At 43.4% G+C, this 17701-nt stretch carries 18 protein-coding genes; 3 read left to right on the forward strand and 15 right to left on the reverse strand.

What is annotated here, in order from left to right; translation table 11 throughout:
- Positions 1–12 precede the first annotated feature (12 nt).
- The 15 genes from BM021_RS07290 to tsaE all read right to left on the reverse strand — a co-directional run bounded on the left by BM021_RS07290 (position 13) and on the right by tsaE (position 14364).
- Positions 13–1389, reverse strand: a complete 1377-nt coding sequence (locus tag BM021_RS07290) for a phosphomannomutase/phosphoglucomutase (protein WP_090720380.1) — start codon at positions 1387–1389, stop codon at positions 13–15.
- A gap of 111 nt (positions 1390–1500) precedes the next feature.
- Entirely contained in the window at positions 1501–1704 is a 204-nt protein-coding gene (locus tag BM021_RS07295) for a zinc-finger domain-containing protein (protein WP_090720381.1), read from the reverse strand.
- A gap of 24 nt (positions 1705–1728) precedes the next feature.
- The gene (locus BM021_RS07300) at positions 1729–2649 is read right to left on the reverse strand and encodes a branched-chain amino acid transaminase (protein WP_090720382.1); all 921 of its coding nucleotides are present in this window, start codon (positions 2647–2649) and stop codon (positions 1729–1731) included.
- A 312-nt stretch (positions 2650–2961) separates the two neighbouring features.
- Positions 2962–3492, reverse strand: coding sequence for a hypothetical protein (locus BM021_RS07305; protein ID WP_090720383.1), 531 nt, complete (start codon positions 3490–3492; stop codon positions 2962–2964).
- Positions 3493–3661: 169 nt separating this feature from the next.
- Complete coding sequence (locus BM021_RS07310) at positions 3662–4771, reverse strand: glycoside hydrolase (RefSeq protein ID WP_256207829.1); 1110 nt, start codon at positions 4769–4771, stop codon at positions 3662–3664.
- A gap of 384 nt (positions 4772–5155) precedes the next feature.
- On the reverse strand, positions 5156–6145 hold the full coding sequence (gene hpnA / locus BM021_RS07315) for a hopanoid-associated sugar epimerase (RefSeq protein ID WP_090720385.1): 990 nt from the start codon (positions 6143–6145) through the stop codon (positions 5156–5158).
- A gap of 71 nt (positions 6146–6216) precedes the next feature.
- Complete coding sequence (locus BM021_RS07320; protein ID WP_090720386.1) at positions 6217–7287, reverse strand: phytoene/squalene synthase family protein; 1071 nt, start codon at positions 7285–7287, stop codon at positions 6217–6219.
- Positions 7288–7354: 67 nt separating this feature from the next.
- Positions 7355–8608: a diaminopimelate decarboxylase gene (lysA, locus tag BM021_RS07325; protein WP_090720387.1), complete on the reverse strand. Its 1254-nt coding sequence runs from the start codon at positions 8606–8608 to the stop codon at positions 7355–7357.
- Positions 8605–8733 carry an LPS translocon maturation chaperone LptM gene (locus BM021_RS15495; protein WP_177186324.1) on the reverse strand — a complete coding sequence of 43 codons (129 nt, stop codon included), beginning with the start codon at positions 8731–8733 and terminating at the stop codon, positions 8605–8607. Before BM021_RS15495 ends, lysA begins: the two co-directional genes overlap by 4 nt.
- 94 nt (positions 8734–8827) lie before the next feature.
- Entirely contained in the window at positions 8828–9439 is a 612-nt protein-coding gene (locus tag BM021_RS07330; RefSeq protein ID WP_090720388.1) for an ABC-type transport auxiliary lipoprotein family protein, read from the reverse strand.
- Positions 9436–10335 carry an MlaD family protein gene (locus tag BM021_RS07335; RefSeq protein ID WP_090720389.1) on the reverse strand — a complete coding sequence of 300 codons (900 nt, stop codon included), beginning with the start codon at positions 10333–10335 and terminating at the stop codon, positions 9436–9438. The genes BM021_RS07330 and BM021_RS07335 overlap by 4 nt, the downstream gene beginning before the upstream one ends.
- Positions 10308–11117, reverse strand: coding sequence for an ABC transporter ATP-binding protein (locus BM021_RS07340; protein ID WP_090720390.1), 810 nt, complete (start codon positions 11115–11117; stop codon positions 10308–10310). The genes BM021_RS07335 and BM021_RS07340 overlap by 28 nt, the downstream gene beginning before the upstream one ends.
- Positions 11118–11121: 4 nt before the next feature.
- Positions 11122–12252, reverse strand: a complete 1131-nt coding sequence (locus BM021_RS07345) for an ABC transporter permease (protein WP_090720391.1) — start codon at positions 12250–12252, stop codon at positions 11122–11124.
- Positions 12253–12457: 205 nt separating this feature from the next.
- Positions 12458–13894 carry an N-acetylmuramoyl-L-alanine amidase gene (locus BM021_RS07350; RefSeq protein WP_090720392.1) on the reverse strand — a complete coding sequence of 479 codons (1437 nt, stop codon included), beginning with the start codon at positions 13892–13894 and terminating at the stop codon, positions 12458–12460.
- Positions 13858–14364 (reverse strand): tRNA (adenosine(37)-N6)-threonylcarbamoyltransferase complex ATPase subunit type 1 TsaE, encoded by a 507-nt coding sequence (tsaE, locus tag BM021_RS07355; protein ID WP_090720393.1) that lies wholly within the window; start codon positions 14362–14364, stop codon positions 13858–13860. Before tsaE ends, BM021_RS07350 begins: the two co-directional genes overlap by 37 nt.
- Here tsaE and queG point away from each other — a divergent pair.
- Genes queG through BM021_RS07370 form a run of 3 tightly spaced genes read left to right on the forward strand, consistent with a single transcriptional unit; the run spans position 14359 to position 17633 of the window.
- Positions 14359–15468, forward strand: coding sequence for a tRNA epoxyqueuosine(34) reductase QueG (gene queG, locus BM021_RS07360; RefSeq protein WP_090720394.1), 1110 nt, complete (start codon positions 14359–14361; stop codon positions 15466–15468). The genes tsaE and queG overlap by 6 nt on opposite strands.
- 5 nt (positions 15469–15473) lie before the next feature.
- Complete coding sequence (gene purT / locus BM021_RS07365) at positions 15474–16685, forward strand: formate-dependent phosphoribosylglycinamide formyltransferase (protein ID WP_090720395.1); 1212 nt, start codon at positions 15474–15476, stop codon at positions 16683–16685.
- A gap of 42 nt (positions 16686–16727) precedes the next feature.
- Positions 16728–17633, forward strand: coding sequence for a D-hexose-6-phosphate mutarotase (locus BM021_RS07370; RefSeq protein WP_090720396.1), 906 nt, complete (start codon positions 16728–16730; stop codon positions 17631–17633).
- The last annotated feature ends 68 nt before the right edge of the window (positions 17634–17701 follow it).

The following is a 17701-nucleotide window of genomic DNA, read 5'->3' on the forward strand; positions in this document are numbered from 1 at the left end:
CGATATTGTTAGCTAGAAAGGTAACTGAGCATCTGGTTTAGCTTGCAGAATATTATGGCGGAAATCTTCCTGGATACGTTTCAACGCTGATTCGTTATCGGCTTCAAAACGTAACACAATAACAGGCGTGGTGTTGGAGGCACGTGCCAGGCCAAACCCATCACTGTATTCAACTCGCAATCCATCAATGGTAATGATTTGTTGTGGATTGTCGAAAACGGCATTTTGTTGTAGCTGTGCAATCAGTGTGTGGTTTTCACCTTCTGCTGTGCGAACCTGTAATTCCGGTGTGTTAATACTGTCGGGAAGATTGTTGAGCGTGGCGTTGATATCCGCCTGATGACTGAGCAATTCCAATAGCCGTGCACCGGCATACAGGCCATCATCAAAACCGTACCAACGTTCTTTGAAAAACAAATGTCCGCTCATTTCACCAGCTAATAAGGCCTTCGATTCGATGAGCTTGGTTTTGATGAAAGAATGACCGGTTTTCCACATAACCGGCAAGCCACCATGCTGGCTGATCCAAGGGGCCAGATTACGTGTACATTTCACATCAAAGATGATTTTTCCACCAGGGTTGCGAGAGAGTACATCGGCTGAAAACAGCATCAACTGGCGATCAGGATTAATAATATTGCCGTTCTTGGTCACAATACCAAGACGGTCGCCATCACCATCAAAAGCAAGGCCAATTTCTGCATCGGTCGTTTTCAGCGCCTGGATAACATTGCGCAGATTGTCTGGCACAGATGGATCGGGGTGATGATTAGGGAAAGAGCCATCCACATCACAAAATAACTCAAGCACTTCACAGCCCAAGCCACGGTAGAGTGCCGGTGCAAATGCACCAGCTACACCATTACCGCAATCAACAGCGATTTTGATTGGACGAGCAAGCTTGACATCACCGATGATGCGTTCAAGATAGCTATTAACAATACTATGTTCGGAATAATTACCCGCCCCATGGGTAAGATCATTATTTTCTATGCGCAAACGCAGTGCCTGAATAGCGTCAGCAGCTAAGGTTTCGCCGCCCAGAACGATTTTAAAACCATTATATTCGGGTGGATTATGACTACCGGTCACCATAACGCCCGAGTATTGACATAATTCATGTGCTGCATAGTAGAGTATCGGTGTAGCCACCATGCCAACATCGATCACATGAATGCCGCTTTTCTGAATGCCACAAGCCAGTGCCTGAGATAGTTCAGATCCAGATAACCGACCATCACGACCGATGGCGATCGTTGTCAGATTCCTTGCACGCGCTTCCGAGCCAATGGCATGTCCAATTTTTTCAACATTACTGGCAGTGATTGTTTCACCAACAATGCCACGAATGTCATAAGCTTTAAAAATTCCAGGAGGGATTTCATGCATAATTAATTGATCATTAAGAGTGATTGTTGATAAAACACAAAAATATTTATTAATTTTTATGTGACTATATGATAGGCGCTGGAACGTATACTCCCAAAGACATTAGAGAGCTTAATGGTGTCCTGCGATAGCGCCCCCTTTGAGGGTGTAATGAGTACCACAATAAGGGCATAGTGCCTCTCCCGTAGCTTCTATGGGCAGAAAAACCCGTGGATGCGAATTCCATAACCTCATGGAGGGCATAGGGCAATGCAACGGTAAATCGTCAACTGTAATTTCAATTTCACGTGCTTTATTGTTAGTTTGTTGATTCATACGATAACTCCAATGTAACTTATATTAAACAAAGGTCAACCAGTCAGCGTGGTTTTTAGCTTTGCCTTTGACGCAATCAAAGAACATGGTTTGTATTTGAGCGGTGATGGGTCCGCGCTTGCCGGGTCCAATGATGCGATTATCCAGTTCGCGTATGGGTGTCACTTCAGCGGCAGTACCGGTAAAAAATGCCTCATCAGCACAATAAATTTCATCACGTGTAATACGTTTCTCGATGACTGGAATACCTATTTCTGCTGCTAGCTCAAGTACTGATGCGCGGGTAATTCCTTCCAGGCATGAAGTTAAGTCAGGCGTATAAATCTTGCCCTGCTTAACGATAAAAATATTTTCCCCAGACCCTTCCGCGACATAGCCTTCGGCATCCAATAGCAGCGCTTCGTCATATCCATTCAGTGCAACTTCCTGATTGGCTAAGATCGAGTTAGCATAAGTAGTGACCGACTTGGCGCGGCACATATTAATATTGACATGATGCCTGGTGAAAGATGAAGTTTTAACGCGAATGCCGTTCTCAAGGCTTTCTGGGCCCAGATAGGTACCCCATGGCCAAGCAGCGATAGCTACATGCACTGAAAGTGTTTTGGCCGAAAGGCCCATGGCTTCGGCACCGTAAAAAGCAATTGGACGAATATAACCGGAAGATAATTTATTTTGTTTTACTACCTCGCACTGTGCTTGCATTAAAGTAGCCTTGTCATATGGCATTTTCATCAGGAAAATATGCGCGGAATTAAATAAGCGGTCAGTATGTTCCTGTAAACGGAATATCGCCGCTCCTTGTGCCGTTTCATAGGCCCGTAACCCTTCAAAAACGCCTAATCCATAGTGCAGAGTATGTGTTAAAACATGCGTATTGGCATCCCGCCAAGGAACCATTTTCCCGTTATACCAGATTACACCGTCACGGTCAGCCATTGACATTCAAGAACTCCAGATAAAAATTCTAAAACGCATATTCTAACTTATTTTTAGAACAACGTTGAAAGACGGCGGCATAATTGGATTTTAAGTTGTCTTTATATAAAGATATTCACGACAATCATAGAATTTTAATTGAGAAAACGGTCATTTTACGTATCAAGTAACCGATGCTGACTGATTATTTCTAAGTTGTGCGAGAATGTTCTATCGGAAAATATCATTAATTTCTTTGGTTAATCGTATCCTCATCTAAAGAATAATGTAAGTTTTGCAACTGGATAGAATCTGGGAAATTAATAGCTTGCTAAAGCATTAATGTATCGTTCTGCCTTTATTATCTGATAAAACAGGGGTTGTATTTTTTTCTTGCCATGGATTATCGATATCCCAAGCTTGAACTTGCTTGAGAATTTCACCCATCAATTTATGAAGCTGTGCAGAGTTGAGTACAAAGATGATTTGAATTGTTTTGTTTGAATTTAAAAATTCAAGCTTGATTTTATGATCACCGTCATTGAAATCTCCTTTGGTAAAATTGATAGTCTTAATAAGAAAAGTTTCAAGCTGATGATTAGGTTTTATTTTTTCATAGGTAACAGCCACTTTTTGCTGTGATACCTGATGCTGAATATGACTGATTTCCCATTGCTGATCGGCTGTTAGAGGCATGGAATCAGTACGTTGCAGCGTGAGCCAATAAGAAAGCTGAGCTAATAAGCTTTTAAAAAGCTGGCGTGTCATCAATCCTAATAACTGTCTTTCACCCTTGTTACTGAAGATTAAGCTAAGTCTATCTTGCTCTTTTTCATAGAAAGTTGTAATGGATTCTGCAATAAATGTCATAAGTTCTTTGATGGATGCAATGTCTTATTTTTAATCTAAGAATGAAGATGACGCAATTATTCATGGTTTAACGCTCATTTTTATAAACCAAGAAATGATTTATCGATAAAATTTAATATCCAAATAATCAAGGTCTTGTGACGTGACAAGCAGTATTTTTCAGAAGCCTCTAGTTGATACATGCAGAATAGGCTCTGGGGCAAGTCCCATCTAACCCGCCGGCTTCGCCTGCCCGGCCAAGTTCATTCAACATCTCTAATACCTTAGGGAAATAACCTGGAGCCCGTGTCCAGAAAATATAATTGGCTCTTAACCTATCACGTGCGAATGAATACAGTTCGGCGATGGCCGGTGTTCTACCTTTTTTATCGTGGCGGGTATTTTCGTAATTGGTTTGCATTACTGAAGGCGTTAAAGGTACCCATCCAGAAAGTTCAGGATAATGGTGATAAACACCTTTCGCAGAATTTGGCTTTGCCCCCTTGGCGTTTAGTCCTGGGTCATCCATAAAAATATCCGGGCCACCTAATCCGGTTCCCATTTCTTTTAGCTTACCTACGAATGATCTGAGCATAGGGCGTGGATAATTTGTGAATTGGTACGTCATTGTATTGGGGAAAGATTTACGCAGCTGCTGATTGATACTAAGCAGATTATTGTAATAGTTATCCTGCTGGTTTCTGGATATTTCTACCAATGGCTCCCCAAAAGCTGTTTCTGTCAAACCGATACCTTCAAAATAGGGATGGGAATTGAAGCGTTCTCCCAATGCACGGACGAGTGCGACCAAGCGATCATGGACCAGCGGGCTCCACAACTTGAGGTTGTAGCCTTTAATATTTCTTTTTCCAAAAGCACTAAAAGGAAATATGCCATCCTCATATTTTTTTTCTTTCAGGTAGTCTGGTACGAATGGCAATGAAGGATTGAATGACTTCATTTGCAGCAAAATGATAAGCCGTTTTTTTTGTTCAGTCAGTTGAGCGAGATGCTGTTCAATGGATGTAAAGTTATATACATCTTCTTCGGGTTCCAGCTCTGCCCAATCATAGCGAATTTGTAGGCCGCGCAATGCGGGGGTCTTCTTGAGCTCTCGGTAGACTTGCGCCATATATTGGGGATTATTCTTACCCTGGCCCATCAGTGTATAGTAATGCCCCGGGTGCCATTTGACTGCCGTAGTGACAGGTGAAGTAACATTGGTCGCGGCATATGTTGTTCCCCATGTCCAAATCGTGCCTAAGACGAACAGTAGGGCGATCAAGAGGCGGTCTTGCATTTGGCTGTTTGAAGTGAAGAGACGGGGGCTAATTCTCGTTCCGAGGGTAGTATTAATTCTCATATCAAAGATCCCCTTTTAAGCTAAGTGGTGCATTTTTTGCTTTGTTGAAATAATCAATATGCCAATTCTGAAGAAATTCATCTTTTCTATCTCCTGAAAGAATTCCGATCAGAAAATTTAATACGGTGTAAATTATCAGCTATCTATTTGAGAAGAACAAATATGATAATTGGTGGAATAGACATAAACAGAAGGTAAAAAAATACGAGTCTAGTTCAATGAAATAAGTTCCAATTTTCCGTTATATATGGAATACGCGGTTTAATTTCTTTCGAGCTTAATTTTTCACTCTTGGGACTGAATTATTTTAGTAGACTTCAGTTACCTATGATAACCATTTTCTTTGAACCATTTGACCGCATCCTTGAGCGCTTCTATTGCAGGGCGATATTGATAGCCTAATTCACGACTGGCCTTTGCACTAGAGAAAAACATTAGCTTCTTGGCCATACGAATACTATCCAGTGTGGCACGTGGCTCAATGTCGGTGAAGGATGCAATTTTCTCCATACACCATGCCATCGGGAACATTAAATTGATGGGCATTTTAATGCGATTAGTCTGTGTTTCATTAATTTCATCAATGGCTTGAAGTATCTGCAATAACATCATGTTATCACCGCCCAGTATATACCGCTCTCCTGGTTTTCCATGCTGGTAAGCTAATAAATGTCCATGCGCAATATCATCCACATGAGCAATATTCAAGCCGGTATTGACATAAGCAGGCATTCGTCCCCTTAAGGTATCGATTACGATACGACCTGTTGGCGTAGGACGTACGTCTCCAGGACCAATGGGCGTTGAGGGATTGACAATGGTCAATGGCAAGTGGTGATCATCCGTTAATTTTTTTACTACTTGCTCGGCCTGATATTTAGAGCGCTTGTAGCATCCGGTAATGGCTGTGAAACTGGAAGGTGTCTCTTCGTTAGCGGGTGATCCATCTTGATTTAAACCTAAGGTTGCTACACTGCTAGTATAAATAATACGTTTTACGCCTGCCTCTGCAGCAGCCATAATAAGCGCTTGGGTGCCATTCACATTGATTTCATACATTGTTTCCGGATTGGGGACCCAGAGACGATAATCGGCAGCCACATGAAATAGATTATCGCAGCTGCTAACTGCATGTTTTAATGATTTATGGTCAAGTAAATCACCCTCAGTAATTTCAACAGGAAAATTTTCGAGGTTTTTTCGATTACTATCAGGTCTTGCCAATACCCGAACTTCATGGCCTGCTGATAGCAAGCATCGCATAACAGCGGAACCTAGAAATCCTGTTGCACCTGTAACCAATGATTTCATAATGAATAATATTCTGTTGTTGGACTATTAAAATTACCTTAAAAATAAAAATTCAAAGCATAATAAGTAAGCTATCGATTTTTCATTTGATCGCTGAGGAAAAGCTCCTGATGCACTTCAACATTAGGAAGATTCCTGGATGTCAATTTAAAGAGTAAATCTAATGCCCAATCGTAACTAGCCAATAAATTAGTCGTTACGATGGTTGCCTTAACGCTGCGCCGGCTAATTTTAACCTGCGTTCCTTCGGAGAAATCGCGGTGTCGATTAATTTTATTAAGCGTCAAGATGGCCATACCAATTGCCCATAAACAGAAACGACGAATACCTTTTTCTTCGGGAGGGATGAAACTGGTATAGAGCAGTGCATTCTGTAAGTGACTCTTGGCGATTCCCAGGAGCTCTGCTAAACCAGCTTGGAAGTTCGTATTGATCATGCCTGGCTGCAAGTAACTAAGATTGAATCCGTTTTTAAAGAAAATATCTTGAGGCAGCCAGCAAGCGCCGCGTTTGCGGTCATCCCAAATATCTTTGAGGATATTCGTCATTTGCAATCCCTGCCCGAAGGAGACAGAGAGTTTCATCAGTGTTGGCTTGTGAGTGCTGATTTCCTGTGAATAATCACAAAATAATTCCGTTAACATTTCACCGACAACACCTGCCACGTAATAACAATACTGATTCATTGCGGACAAATCTTTCAGCCCTTCCAGGGATTCTGCTTCCTGATAATCAGCCATACCCTGTCCCATAATTCGAACGCAGCGCTCTAGAGCATTCCGTTGCCTGGGATTGAAGCTATGTGTGATGCGAATAACTGCGGGTGTATTTTTTATCAAATCATGTTCAGCTGGAATAGTATGATTAGAAAGGAGGGGATATAGTTTTTGTGCAAATTCTTCCGCCGCCGCATTGCCGCATACCACTTCAGAAAACATTTGCGAGAGCTGCCTGGTCTGTTCAGAAGTTAACGCATTATCGTCTTCAATCGTATCAGTGATTCGGCATAGTAAGTAGGCATTGCCAATGACACGGCGTAAAGCTTCGGGCAATTGCGGAATAGTCAGTGCAAAAGTGCGCGATACACCTTGCAAGATATGGTCCTGATATTGCTCATCATCGATACGAGAAAGGCTTTTCATTGCAGATTCGTCATAAGGCGATATGGCATGTTACTACAATTGTGTGCATCTCAAATTATACGTGTCATTAAGATAAAATATGTTCAGTAGCAATGAGCTGGTCAATGTTTTCACGCTGCCGGATGATGTGGGCAGCACTTTTATCCACCATGACTTCGGCAGCGCGTGGTCGGGTGTTGTAGTTTGAACTCATACTCATGCCGTAAGCACCAGCTGACATGATAGCTAATAAGTCTCCATCAGCCAGACCAATTCTGCGGTCATGACCCAGAAAGTCACCTGTTTCACAAACGGGGCCTACGATTTGATAATTTCTGATTGCTTCGTTATTTCTGATCACCGGGAGAATCTCATGATAGGCATTATAAAGTGAGGGGCGCATCAGATCGTTCATCGCTGCGTCGACAATGGCAAAATTACGCGCTGGAGTATGCTTAAGGTACTCAATGCGAGTGAGCAGAATGCCTGAATTACCTACCAATGAGCGTCCCGGTTCAATGAGGAGTCGCTGCTTAACTTGGTGCGTGCTGGCGCATAGCGTGAAAACATAGTCCTTGATAGATGGCGGCGTTTCATTAGCATAACGAATTCCTAATCCACCGCCTAAATCCAGGTGCTCAATCTCCAGACCCTGTAATTGCAGTTTATCAAGCAAGCTGAGCATTTTGTTACTGGCCTGCATAAACGGTTCAAGCTCTGTCAGCTGAGAGCCAATGTGACAATCCAACCCAGTAAAACGGATATGAGAATACAGATGTGCAGATTTGTAAATTCTTTCAGCTTCATCGGCCGGAATACCAAATTTATTTTCCTTAAGACCGGTCGATATGTAGGGATGAGTTTTGGCATCCACATCCGGATTAACGCGTAAGCTGACGGGTGCAATTTTGCCCATATCCTTTGCGATCTGATTTAAAGTGATTAATTCTGCCTCAGACTCCACATTAAAACATAGAATATTGGCATCCAGCGCCATGCGCATTTCATTTTTACTTTTACCAACACCAGAAAAAACCGTTTTTTGCGGATCTCCACCTGCCTTAATGACCCGAAGCAGTTCGCCCCCCGATACGATATCGAAACCGCTGCCAAGCTGCGCTAATAAATTAAGTATGGCAATGTTAGAGTTGGCTTTTACCGCATAACAAATTAAGTGATCCCGTTTTGCGAAAGAAGAATCGAATTCCCGATAAGCCTTGGCTAATGCAGATCGTGAATAGACATAGCAGGGTGTACCGAATCGATCAGCAATCTCTGTTAAAGAGACTGATTCTACAAAGAGTTCATTGTTCTGATAGGTAAATTCTCGAAAACCGCTCATTTCTTTTCAGCTTCATTGGATGATGCGCGGTTTGCTTCATCAGCTTGTGGCAGATAAAGCGGTCCTTTAAGCCCACAAGCGCTGAGCAGATGCGTTAAAAGAAGAGTAGTAAAAAATAAACGCACAAGAGGATCTCCTGAACAATAATTCTCGGGATACTAACACAAGAAAATGATAAATTAATCCACTTTTGATTAATCTTGATTGTAATTGATGATGCTAATTGGGAGGCAATTTAAGAGTTATCCATTCAATCAATTCGCTAATTAATTGATTACTCGCAATGCCTAGAGCAGCTACTGCACCTGCTGCATCAGCAGTGGATGCTTGTTCTTTAATCCTAAAATCTTTTTGAACTAATAAATGGCGTGAGTTACGCTCGATCAAGCTGGCACGCAGGCCAATGGCAACGTAACTATTTTTTAGTGAGTCAAATAGCTGAATAAATTCCTCTAATTCAATATGCAAAATATAGTCAGCTTTTGCTGTGCTACTGTTCTTGATGACTTGTGTATCGGTACGGGTGGCGACACGGTCTCGTATTTGCTGGGTAAATATGGCAGCAGGCGGCGCGATCCAACGGCTATTGGCGTAAGTATATAACTGAGATGGGTTGTGATAAAGCAATCGGTAATGAATTGCATGGTTATCTAACCAGGATGGCGCTGTAGCATCGGCTATCAAAATACTCTTGCTATGCTTAGAGGGTTGCATATTTTGATGTTGTGGCGTGCCAAAATCATACACAGAAACTGAAGAGGGTGATTTATGTAAAGCCAAGCAACCCGAGAGCAAGTAAGGAATTAAAATCAGAAATAAAGTTTTTATCATTGAATATTTTTTGCGGGTGGTATGAAGCCTGTTTCTCCAGGACCAGGTAATGAAGGAGGACGGCCGAAGAATAAACTTTGCGGATTTTCTTCTAGTTGATGCAGTACACGGTCTAGATTGCTTGAATTACGTGCAATACTGTTACTTACCCTATGCAATTCAGGAATAGTCGCTGCCAGTTCTTGCGTACTTTGTGTCAAGCTATCAAAAATGCCTTCTTTTTGGTTAGCTTTTGCCACTGTATGTTTAATTTCACCCAAAATCTCGTCAAGCCGCTTTACTAGCGTAGCAGACTCGATCGTCAGTTCAGTGAAAGACTCTAATACCGGCTGTAAGTGCCCGGCAATACCATCAAAGTTTCGAGTCGCCTTTTCTATATTTTGCAGAATATGTGAAATACGGGCCTGGTTCTGATCGTCCATCAGGTGGTGCATTTTCAATACCAGTTGATTGACATTGGTGAGTAAATCCTGACCAGATCCAGTAACCTCATCAAGTAACGATCGTCGCATTGGAATTCGTGCATTATTAGGTAAGGGCTCTTTTCCGGTGCCCTCATCGTTTAATTGAATATAAGCTAAGCCAGTAATGCCTTGATAACCTAATTTTGCATAAACAGTGTCGCTTAATATGACATTTTGATCAATTAAGATACGAATTAAAATTTGTTGTAGATTATCAGGGTCAAATTCAATACTTTCGACCTTGCCAATGTTAACGCCTCGATAGCGGACGGAAGATTGAGGATTAAGTCCACTAACAGACTCTTTGGTAACCACGACATATGAATTGCGTTGCATAGTATCACCACTGAAGCGCATTGCAACAAAAGCTATTGTGGTACTTAGGAAAATGACAAATAGGCCCGCTACGAGGGCATGGGCGCGGTTTTCCATGTTTGCTCCGAATAATTTTTGGGTTCGAATTTATGGCGTATGTTCTTAAAGAAGCTGGTTATAAATGAGTGCTGAAATTGACATACTTCACCCAAAGTGCCTGTGATAACAATTTGCTTATCGGCTAATACAGCAATACGATCGGATAATGCAACGAGTGTGTCTAGATCATGGGTTACCATTACAATCGTTAAATCCATTTCGCTGCGCAATGTCAGAACCAGTTCTATAAAACTTTCGCTTAGTTCAGGGTCTAGTCCCGCCGTGGGTTCGTCGAGAAATAATAGCTCTGGATCGAGTGCCAGAGCACGCGCTAAAGCTACGCGTTTGATCATTCCACCGGATAGAGTGGCGGGCATTTTATCCGCGTGTTCCGGTCCAATGGCCACCATATCCAGTTTCATCATCACTAAATTACGAATCATGCTTTCACTGAGCATATGCAGCTCACGTAATGGCAATGCAACATTATCAAATACTGTCAATGCACTGAATAATGCGCCTTGCTGAAAAAGCACTCCTGAGCGATTATGGATGTTCTTCTTCTTCAGATTAAAGGTAGCATCATCATAAGCGCCGCCAAAAATCCTGACGCTGCCTTTCGTAGGCTCTTCCAGGCCCAGCATTTGGCGCAGTAATGTCGTCTTTCCACTGCCTGAGCCACCGATCAGTGTCAATATTTCGCCATGATAAACGCATAAATTAATATCCCGATGGACGACTTGATCTCCAAATTGAGTGGATAGCGCTTCAATTTCAATAATGCATTCAGGCTGTGTCATTGGCTCAGGCAAGGCCTACATTGGAAAATAGCACGGCGAAAATCGCATCAATAATAATCACCATCGTGATGGAAGTGACTACAGAAGAAGTGGTACCTTCGCCCAAGCTTTCAGTGTTAGGTTTGACCCTTAGGCCGAAATGGCAGGCAACAAGCGCTATCACCATGCCGCACACAACCCCTTTTCCTAATCCCAACCATAAGTTAGCTATGGGCACCGTATCGGGTAATTTTGTCATAAAAAATTGATAATTCAATCCTAAATGTAATTCTGCTGCAACCATCCCACCGAATAACGCCATTGCACTGGTCCACATCACTAATAGCGGCATGGCAATTCCGAGACCTACGATCTTGGGTAATACTAATCGTTGACTATGGGAAATGCCCATCACAGTCAAAGCATCCAGTTCCTGGGTTACGCGCATAACCCCCAATTGGGCGGTCATGGATGATCCAGAGCGTCCGGCGACTAATATGGCAGCCAACATTGGACCAAGTTCGCGGATGATACTCATCCCCAGTATGTTAACGATAAAAATATCTGCACCAAATAATTGTAACTGTCGTGATGAAAGATAGCTGAGTACAATGCCAATCAAGAATCCAACCAAGGCTGTGATTCCGAGTGCTTGCGCACCAGTACGAAATAAATTGGCGGAGATTTCGCGCCAGGGAATATAAACAGGGTGTCGGATCAAATAAGCGACATCAAGCAGCAACTGTCCGATCAGCGTAACAAGACCTGCGGTATGTTGCCATAAAAGCCATATCAGTTCTCCTAAGCGCCTAATGGGCCAAAGGAAATCTCTATGCTGAGTTTCAAGCTGAAAGGGGGGGAAATGCTCCAATCGCTCGAACATTTTTTCATGTTCCGGACGTAAGCGGAGTTGTCTGGGGCGTTTCGATTTCCAGACATGCCATAACAGCGTTACCCCCGTTGTATCCATCTGTTGAATACCGGTTAAATCCCAATGTAAGTTGGGATCTGTGGCTTGCTGGGCAAGTTCTTTTGCTAAGGTTTTTAACACACGGTCTAACGCTGCCATGGTATAACTCCCCACCAGGGCTATGCGCTTGGTGCCTTGGTCGTTACTCAGTTGATACCATTGCGATAATGTTTTATGCGTATGCATGCATCATTTGTACTCGGTAAACATTTCTGAATACCCATATTTATTTTTAACCTAAAGGGATTAATTTTAACTCTACACTACTAGAATATTTGAGATCTGGCGTTAGGAATTTATACGAGTTACTTTGCACAGATAAAAGCTATTGTAGCTCTTTTATCAAAACTGCTGCATTTATTATTTTTCACGAAGATCGATAATTAGATAATTATTTTGCTTGAGCCATTTCAGCACGGGTTAATGCCGGATTGTTGGCAAAGTAATTTCTGATACCTAAAAAGACAGCATCGGCCATTTTGTTTTGATAATGACTGCTGCGTAATTTTTCTTCTTCTTTCGGATTGCTGAGGAAAGCTGTTTCAACCAGAATGGAAGGAATATCTGGTGATTTAAGGACTGCAAAACCGGCTTGCTCAACATTTCTTTTGTGTAAATGGTTGATATCACCTAATTGTTTCAGAACATATTCAGCCAGTTTGACACTATCATTGATCGTTGCATTCAACGAAAGATCCAACAGTATTTCTTTGATATCTTTAGATTTCGATGTGATGTCGATACCTCCCATCAAATCATTATCAACACTGTTTTCCTTATTGGCAAGCCAGCTGGCTGTCGTTGAAGTTGCACCGTGCTCGGAAAGTGTAAATACCGAGGAACCCTGTGCATGAGATTTTGGATTGGCGTCCGCATGAATTGACACAAATAGGTCAGCATTGGCGCGGCGGGCATTCATGCGACGCTGAGGAAGTGAAATGTAATAATCACCATCACGAGTCAAAACAGCCCGCATATGGGGTTCCTTGTCAATTCTTTCTTTAAGTTTTCTGGCAATTGCTAAAGTAATGTCTTTTTCGTGGGTGCCTTGGGAACCGATTGCACCAGGATCTTTGCCGCCATGGCCGGGGTCAATGGCAACAATGATCTTTCTTGGAATCGCCGTAGGTTTGCGGTTTTGGGCTGTCGGTGGACTATGGGATTGCTTAGCTTGGTAGGCCTGTGGCTTCGGGGGAGGGCGGTTTAGTTGAGCGGGAAATGCTTTTGGATGGCTGCTATCCTGTATCAATGTAGCAACTAATTCATCCAGAATATCTGTCTCAAAATTAGCACTCTTGTCGGCATCCGTCGTGGTATTCAAGTCAGCTTTGGCTGCTTTGTCCGGATGATAAATATCAAGGATTAATCGATGCCCCACATTATCTTTGGGAGCCGCTACAAATGTGCGGGGCACTACATTTGCCTTCAGATCGAATACCAATCGGATAACGTCGGGCTTGAATTGTCCGATGCGAATTTTCTGTACAAAAGGATCGATCGCGTCAACTTTTTGGGGAAGTGCCATAAGTACTGGAGAAAGTTTGATATTGTTCAAATCTACAATAACCCGGTATGGGTTACTGAGCATACTCAACTCATGTTGAAGCGGCTGATTGGACTCCAATGTGATGCGGGTATAATCAGGGGTTAACCCGACATGGACGGATTTGATTGCAGTGGCTGCAGCCAAGGCGGATTGATTGAAGGATATAGCAGAAAATAAAAAAATCAGGATAAGAGATGCGAGCAAGGCGTATTTGATAGATGCAATGCCATTATTAATATTCATAATTACAAGATACTTTGATTTTTCAAATATTTTAAGCATTGCTTTCCTATTTCTGTGCCAGCGCGGATTTCGATACTTCGACCTGTATCAAGAATTTTAAAAAAAAACTGTAAATCAGCCGCCGGTAATAAATCACCAGCTTTTTCAGGCCACTCCACTATACAGATTGAGCCTGAGTCAAAATATTCGCGAAAACCTGCTTCTTCCCACTCAATGTAATCATTGAATCGATAAAAATCAAAGTGATACAAGTATAACTTAGAAATTTTATAGATTTCAACTAAATTATATGTAGGACTTTTGACTACATGCTGATACCCCAGACCATGTAGAATACCTCGTGTTAAAGTTGTTTTACCAGACCCCAAATTACCATACAGATAAATAGTGAATCCGGTATGTAAAGAAGTGGCTATTTTGCTACCCAGGTCTAGCATCGCTGTTTCATCAGCGAGATAAAAAGAAAGATTCTGGGTTAAATCCGAATCTGTAGAATGCGTATCATGCAAGAGAATACCTCAACAAATAAATTACCTGAACCTGATTATGCCGCCTTAGCAACTGCCATAAAAGTATGGGGAAAAGAGCTGGGTTTCCAAGATGTTCGGATTGCAGATGCGTATGCAGATATGTCAGCGGTCGAAGCAGGGTTATTCAAATGGCTGGAGCAAGGATATCATGGTGACATGGATTATATGGCAAAACATGGCACCAAGCGTACGCGTCCTGCCGAGCTTGAGCCTGGAACGCAACGAATTATCTCAGTATGCATGAACTATGCGCCATCTTCTACCAAAAATAGCTGGGACGTAATCAATGCGGGGGATCGGGCATTTATTTCGCGTTATGCATTAGGACGCGATTACCATAAGGTCTTGCGTGCGCGTCTGCAAAAATTAGCCGACAAAATTACCACCGAAGTCGGACCATTTAATTATCGGGTTTTTTCTGACAGCGCACCCGTTATGGAAGTGGCGTGGGCGCAGAAAGCCGGTTTGGGCTGGCGTGGCAAACATACCTTGCTACTGTCACGTCAGGCGGGTTCGATGTTTTTTTTGGGAGAAATGTATACCGATCTGCCGTTGCCTATTGATAATGAGACTGGCAATTACTGCGGTAGTTGTTCTCGATGTATTGATATCTGTCCTACGCAAGCGATTATTGCACCGTATCAGGTAGATGCGCGACGTTGTATTTCCTATCTGACGATCGAATTAAAGGGTAGTATTCCCGAATCGCTGCGACCCTTGATTGGCAATCGCATCTATGGATGCGATGATTGCCAGTTAGTATGCCCATGGAACAAGTTTGCCAAAATCACCAATGAAAATGACTTTCATGTGCGCAACGGTCTGGACGATGTATCGCTGATTGAGTTATTCAGTTGGGACCAGCAAACATTTGAAACCAAACTGGCCGGCAGCGCGATCCGTCGTATCGGTCATCAGCAATGGTTGCGCAATATCGCCGTGGGTTTGGGCAATGCGCCTTATTCGGATGAAATCATCAGGGCATTGCAAGCCCGGCTGGATGATCATTCGGCACTGGTGCGCGAGCACGTGCAATGGGCACTAGAACAACAAAACAGAAAAAGAACAGTCACTTCGAAATAACATATATGAATAAACGATCCGTTATCGGTACACCGCTGAGTCCTTCTGCAACAAAAGTCATGCTGCTGGGCAGCGGCGAGTTAGGCAAGGAAGTCATTATCGCGTTGCAACGGCTGGGCGTAGAAACCATTGCAGTAGATCGCTATGCCAATGCACCGGGGCATCAGGTGGCGCATCGCGCGCATGTGATCAATATGACGGACGGTCAAGCGCTGCGCGCGCTGATTGAACAGGAGCGGCCCGACATTGTCGTGCCGGAAATTGAAGCCATTGCTACCGAGATGCTGGTTGAAATTGAGCAAATGGACATGGCTAAGGTGATTCCGACAGCACGCGCTGCCCGGTTGACGATGAACCGCGAGGGCATTCGCTGCCTGGCAGCAGAAACGTTGAGTTTGCCGACATCGCCTTATGCATTTGCCAACAGCCTGGACGAATTACGCACAGCGATCGATGGCGGGATCGGCTATCCCTGTATTGTCAAACCGGTAATGTCTTCATCGGGTAAAGGGCAATCACGCATTGATCATGCCGGCGAGGTTGAGGCAGCATGGAACTACGCCGCAAGCGGTAGCCGGGTAAATCAGGGACGGGTGATTATCGAAGGCGTGATTCATTTTGATTACGAGATCACGCAATTGACGGTGCGTGCACTGGATACCAGAGGCGACATTAACACGTATTTCTGTGAGCCGATCGGGCATGTGCAAGTTCATGGCGACTATGTCGAAAGTTGGCAGCCCCAAGCGATGTCGCCTGTGGCACTGGAAAGTGCACGCGAAATCGCCAAGAAAATAACCGATAATCTGGGGGGCTTAGGTATTTTTGGCGTAGAGTTATTTATCAAAGGCGAGAAAGTCTGGTTCAGTGAAGTCAGCCCACGGCCGCATGATACTGGCATGGTGACGATGTGCAGTCAGAAACAAAGCGAATTTGATTTGCATGCGCGCGCCATATTGGGATTGCCGGTCGATACTTCCCTGCAGGCACCCGGTGCCAGTGCGGTGATTTATGGTCAACTGGAGGCACAGAGCATTGCATTTTCCGGCGTGGTTGAAGCACTTAGCGTGCCGCAAAGCGATTTACGGTTGTTTGGCAAACCCGTATCATTCATGCGCCGACGCATGGGAGTGGCGCTGGCTAATGGTGCGGATACGGAGGAAGCTCGCAGTCGTGCTAAACTTGCAGCGAACTGTGTAAAGCCCATCAAGCCATGACACTGATACTCCAAAAATAATCAACCATCAACAGGTAAGCTTATGAATATTGAGCAACTCAATACCAATTACAATATTGCGGGTCAACTTGAATTTATAGCGGGCAAAGGCGGATTACCGATGATTCAGGTGAATAGTTCCAAAGCCAAGGCGCTGATATCTTTGCATGCCGGGCAGGTGTTATCGTTTAAACCTGCTAACGAACCGGAAGATATTATGTTTTTGAGTGAGAAAGCTTATTATCAAAATGGAAAAGCCATTAAAGGCGGTGCGCCGATATGCTGGCCATGGTTTGGCCCCGATCCGGAAGGCAAGGGCCGTCCAGGACATGGTTTTGTGCGCAATCGTCTCTGGAACGTCATTACAACTGAAGCTACTGCAAATAGCGACATTAAGGTCATACTGGGTTTGGTTGATACTTCCGAAACGCAGGCCACCTGGCCTTACTCCTTCAGCTTGGTGCAGGAAATTTTAATCAGCGATACTTTGAATCTGTCTCTGATTACGCGCAATACCGGCAACAAAAATTTTTCTATCACACAGGCGTTTCATACTTACTTCAAGATCGGCAATATTGCACAAGTGAAAGTACTGGGTTTAGAAGGATGTAATTATATTGATAAAGTCGAAAACAGCACGCAAAAACAGCAAATGGACGCTGTAACGATCAACTCGGAAGTTGATCGCATTTATCTGGATGTGAGCAAGCCATTGACAATTGATGACAGCGCCTTGAACCGCCGTATTCAGATCACCTCACAAGGCAGCAAAACGGCTGTAGTGTGGAATCCATGGGAGAAGATTTCCAGGGAAATGGCCGATCTGGAAGATACCGATTATCAACGTTTACTATGTGTCGAAACCACCAATGCAGCCAATAATGTAATAGAAGTTGCCCCAGGCAGTGAATGCCGATTAACTGCAAATTATCGGGTGATTCGCAGTTAACACGAATTGCCTCGGATGCATGATGAGGTATGCTGATTTTCATGGAGTCCTAAGTTTCATGAAATGGA

It is taken from the genome of Nitrosomonas sp. Nm166 (assembly GCF_900112825.1).
Taxonomy (GTDB): domain Bacteria; phylum Pseudomonadota; class Gammaproteobacteria; order Burkholderiales; family Nitrosomonadaceae; genus Nitrosomonas.

Excerpts from the sequence above, each read along its gene's own strand:
- BM021_RS07340 (WP_090720390.1), bottom strand. The coding sequence starts at position 11,117 with ATGACACAGCCTGAATGCATTATTGAAATTGAAGCGCTATCCACTCAA.
- BM021_RS07335 (WP_090720389.1), bottom strand. The coding sequence starts at position 10,335 with ATGGAAAACCGCGCCCATGCCCTCGTAGCGGGCCTATTTGTCATTTTC.
- BM021_RS07290 (WP_090720380.1), bottom strand. The coding sequence starts at position 1,389 with ATGCATGAAATCCCTCCTGGAATTTTTAAAGCTTATGACATTCGTGGC.
- queG (WP_090720394.1), top strand. The coding sequence starts at position 14,359 with ATGCAAGAGAATACCTCAACAAATAAATTACCTGAACCTGATTATGCC.
- BM021_RS07300 (WP_090720382.1), bottom strand. The coding sequence starts at position 2,649 with ATGTCAATGGCTGACCGTGACGGTGTAATCTGGTATAACGGGAAAATG.
- hpnA (WP_090720385.1), bottom strand. The coding sequence starts at position 6,145 with ATGAAATCATTGGTTACAGGTGCAACAGGATTTCTAGGTTCCGCTGTT.
- BM021_RS07320 (WP_090720386.1), bottom strand. The coding sequence starts at position 7,287 with ATGAAAAGCCTTTCTCGTATCGATGATGAGCAATATCAGGACCATATC.
- BM021_RS07350 (WP_090720392.1), bottom strand. The coding sequence starts at position 13,894 with ATGCTTAAAATATTTGAAAAATCAAAGTATCTTGTAATTATGAATATT.
- BM021_RS07295 (WP_090720381.1), bottom strand. The coding sequence starts at position 1,704 with ATGAATCAACAAACTAACAATAAAGCACGTGAAATTGAAATTACAGTT.
- BM021_RS07305 (WP_090720383.1), bottom strand. The coding sequence starts at position 3,492 with ATGACATTTATTGCAGAATCCATTACAACTTTCTATGAAAAAGAGCAA.
- purT (WP_090720395.1), top strand. The coding sequence starts at position 15,474 with ATGAATAAACGATCCGTTATCGGTACACCGCTGAGTCCTTCTGCAACA.
- BM021_RS07370 (WP_090720396.1), top strand. The coding sequence starts at position 16,728 with ATGAATATTGAGCAACTCAATACCAATTACAATATTGCGGGTCAACTT.
- BM021_RS07310 (WP_256207829.1), bottom strand. The coding sequence starts at position 4,771 with ATGCAAGACCGCCTCTTGATCGCCCTACTGTTCGTCTTAGGCACGATT.
- BM021_RS07330 (WP_090720388.1), bottom strand. The coding sequence starts at position 9,439 with ATGATAAAAACTTTATTTCTGATTTTAATTCCTTACTTGCTCTCGGGT.
- lysA (WP_090720387.1), bottom strand. The coding sequence starts at position 8,608 with ATGAGCGGTTTTCGAGAATTTACCTATCAGAACAATGAACTCTTTGTA.
- BM021_RS07345 (WP_090720391.1), bottom strand. The coding sequence starts at position 12,252 with ATGCATACGCATAAAACATTATCGCAATGGTATCAACTGAGTAACGAC.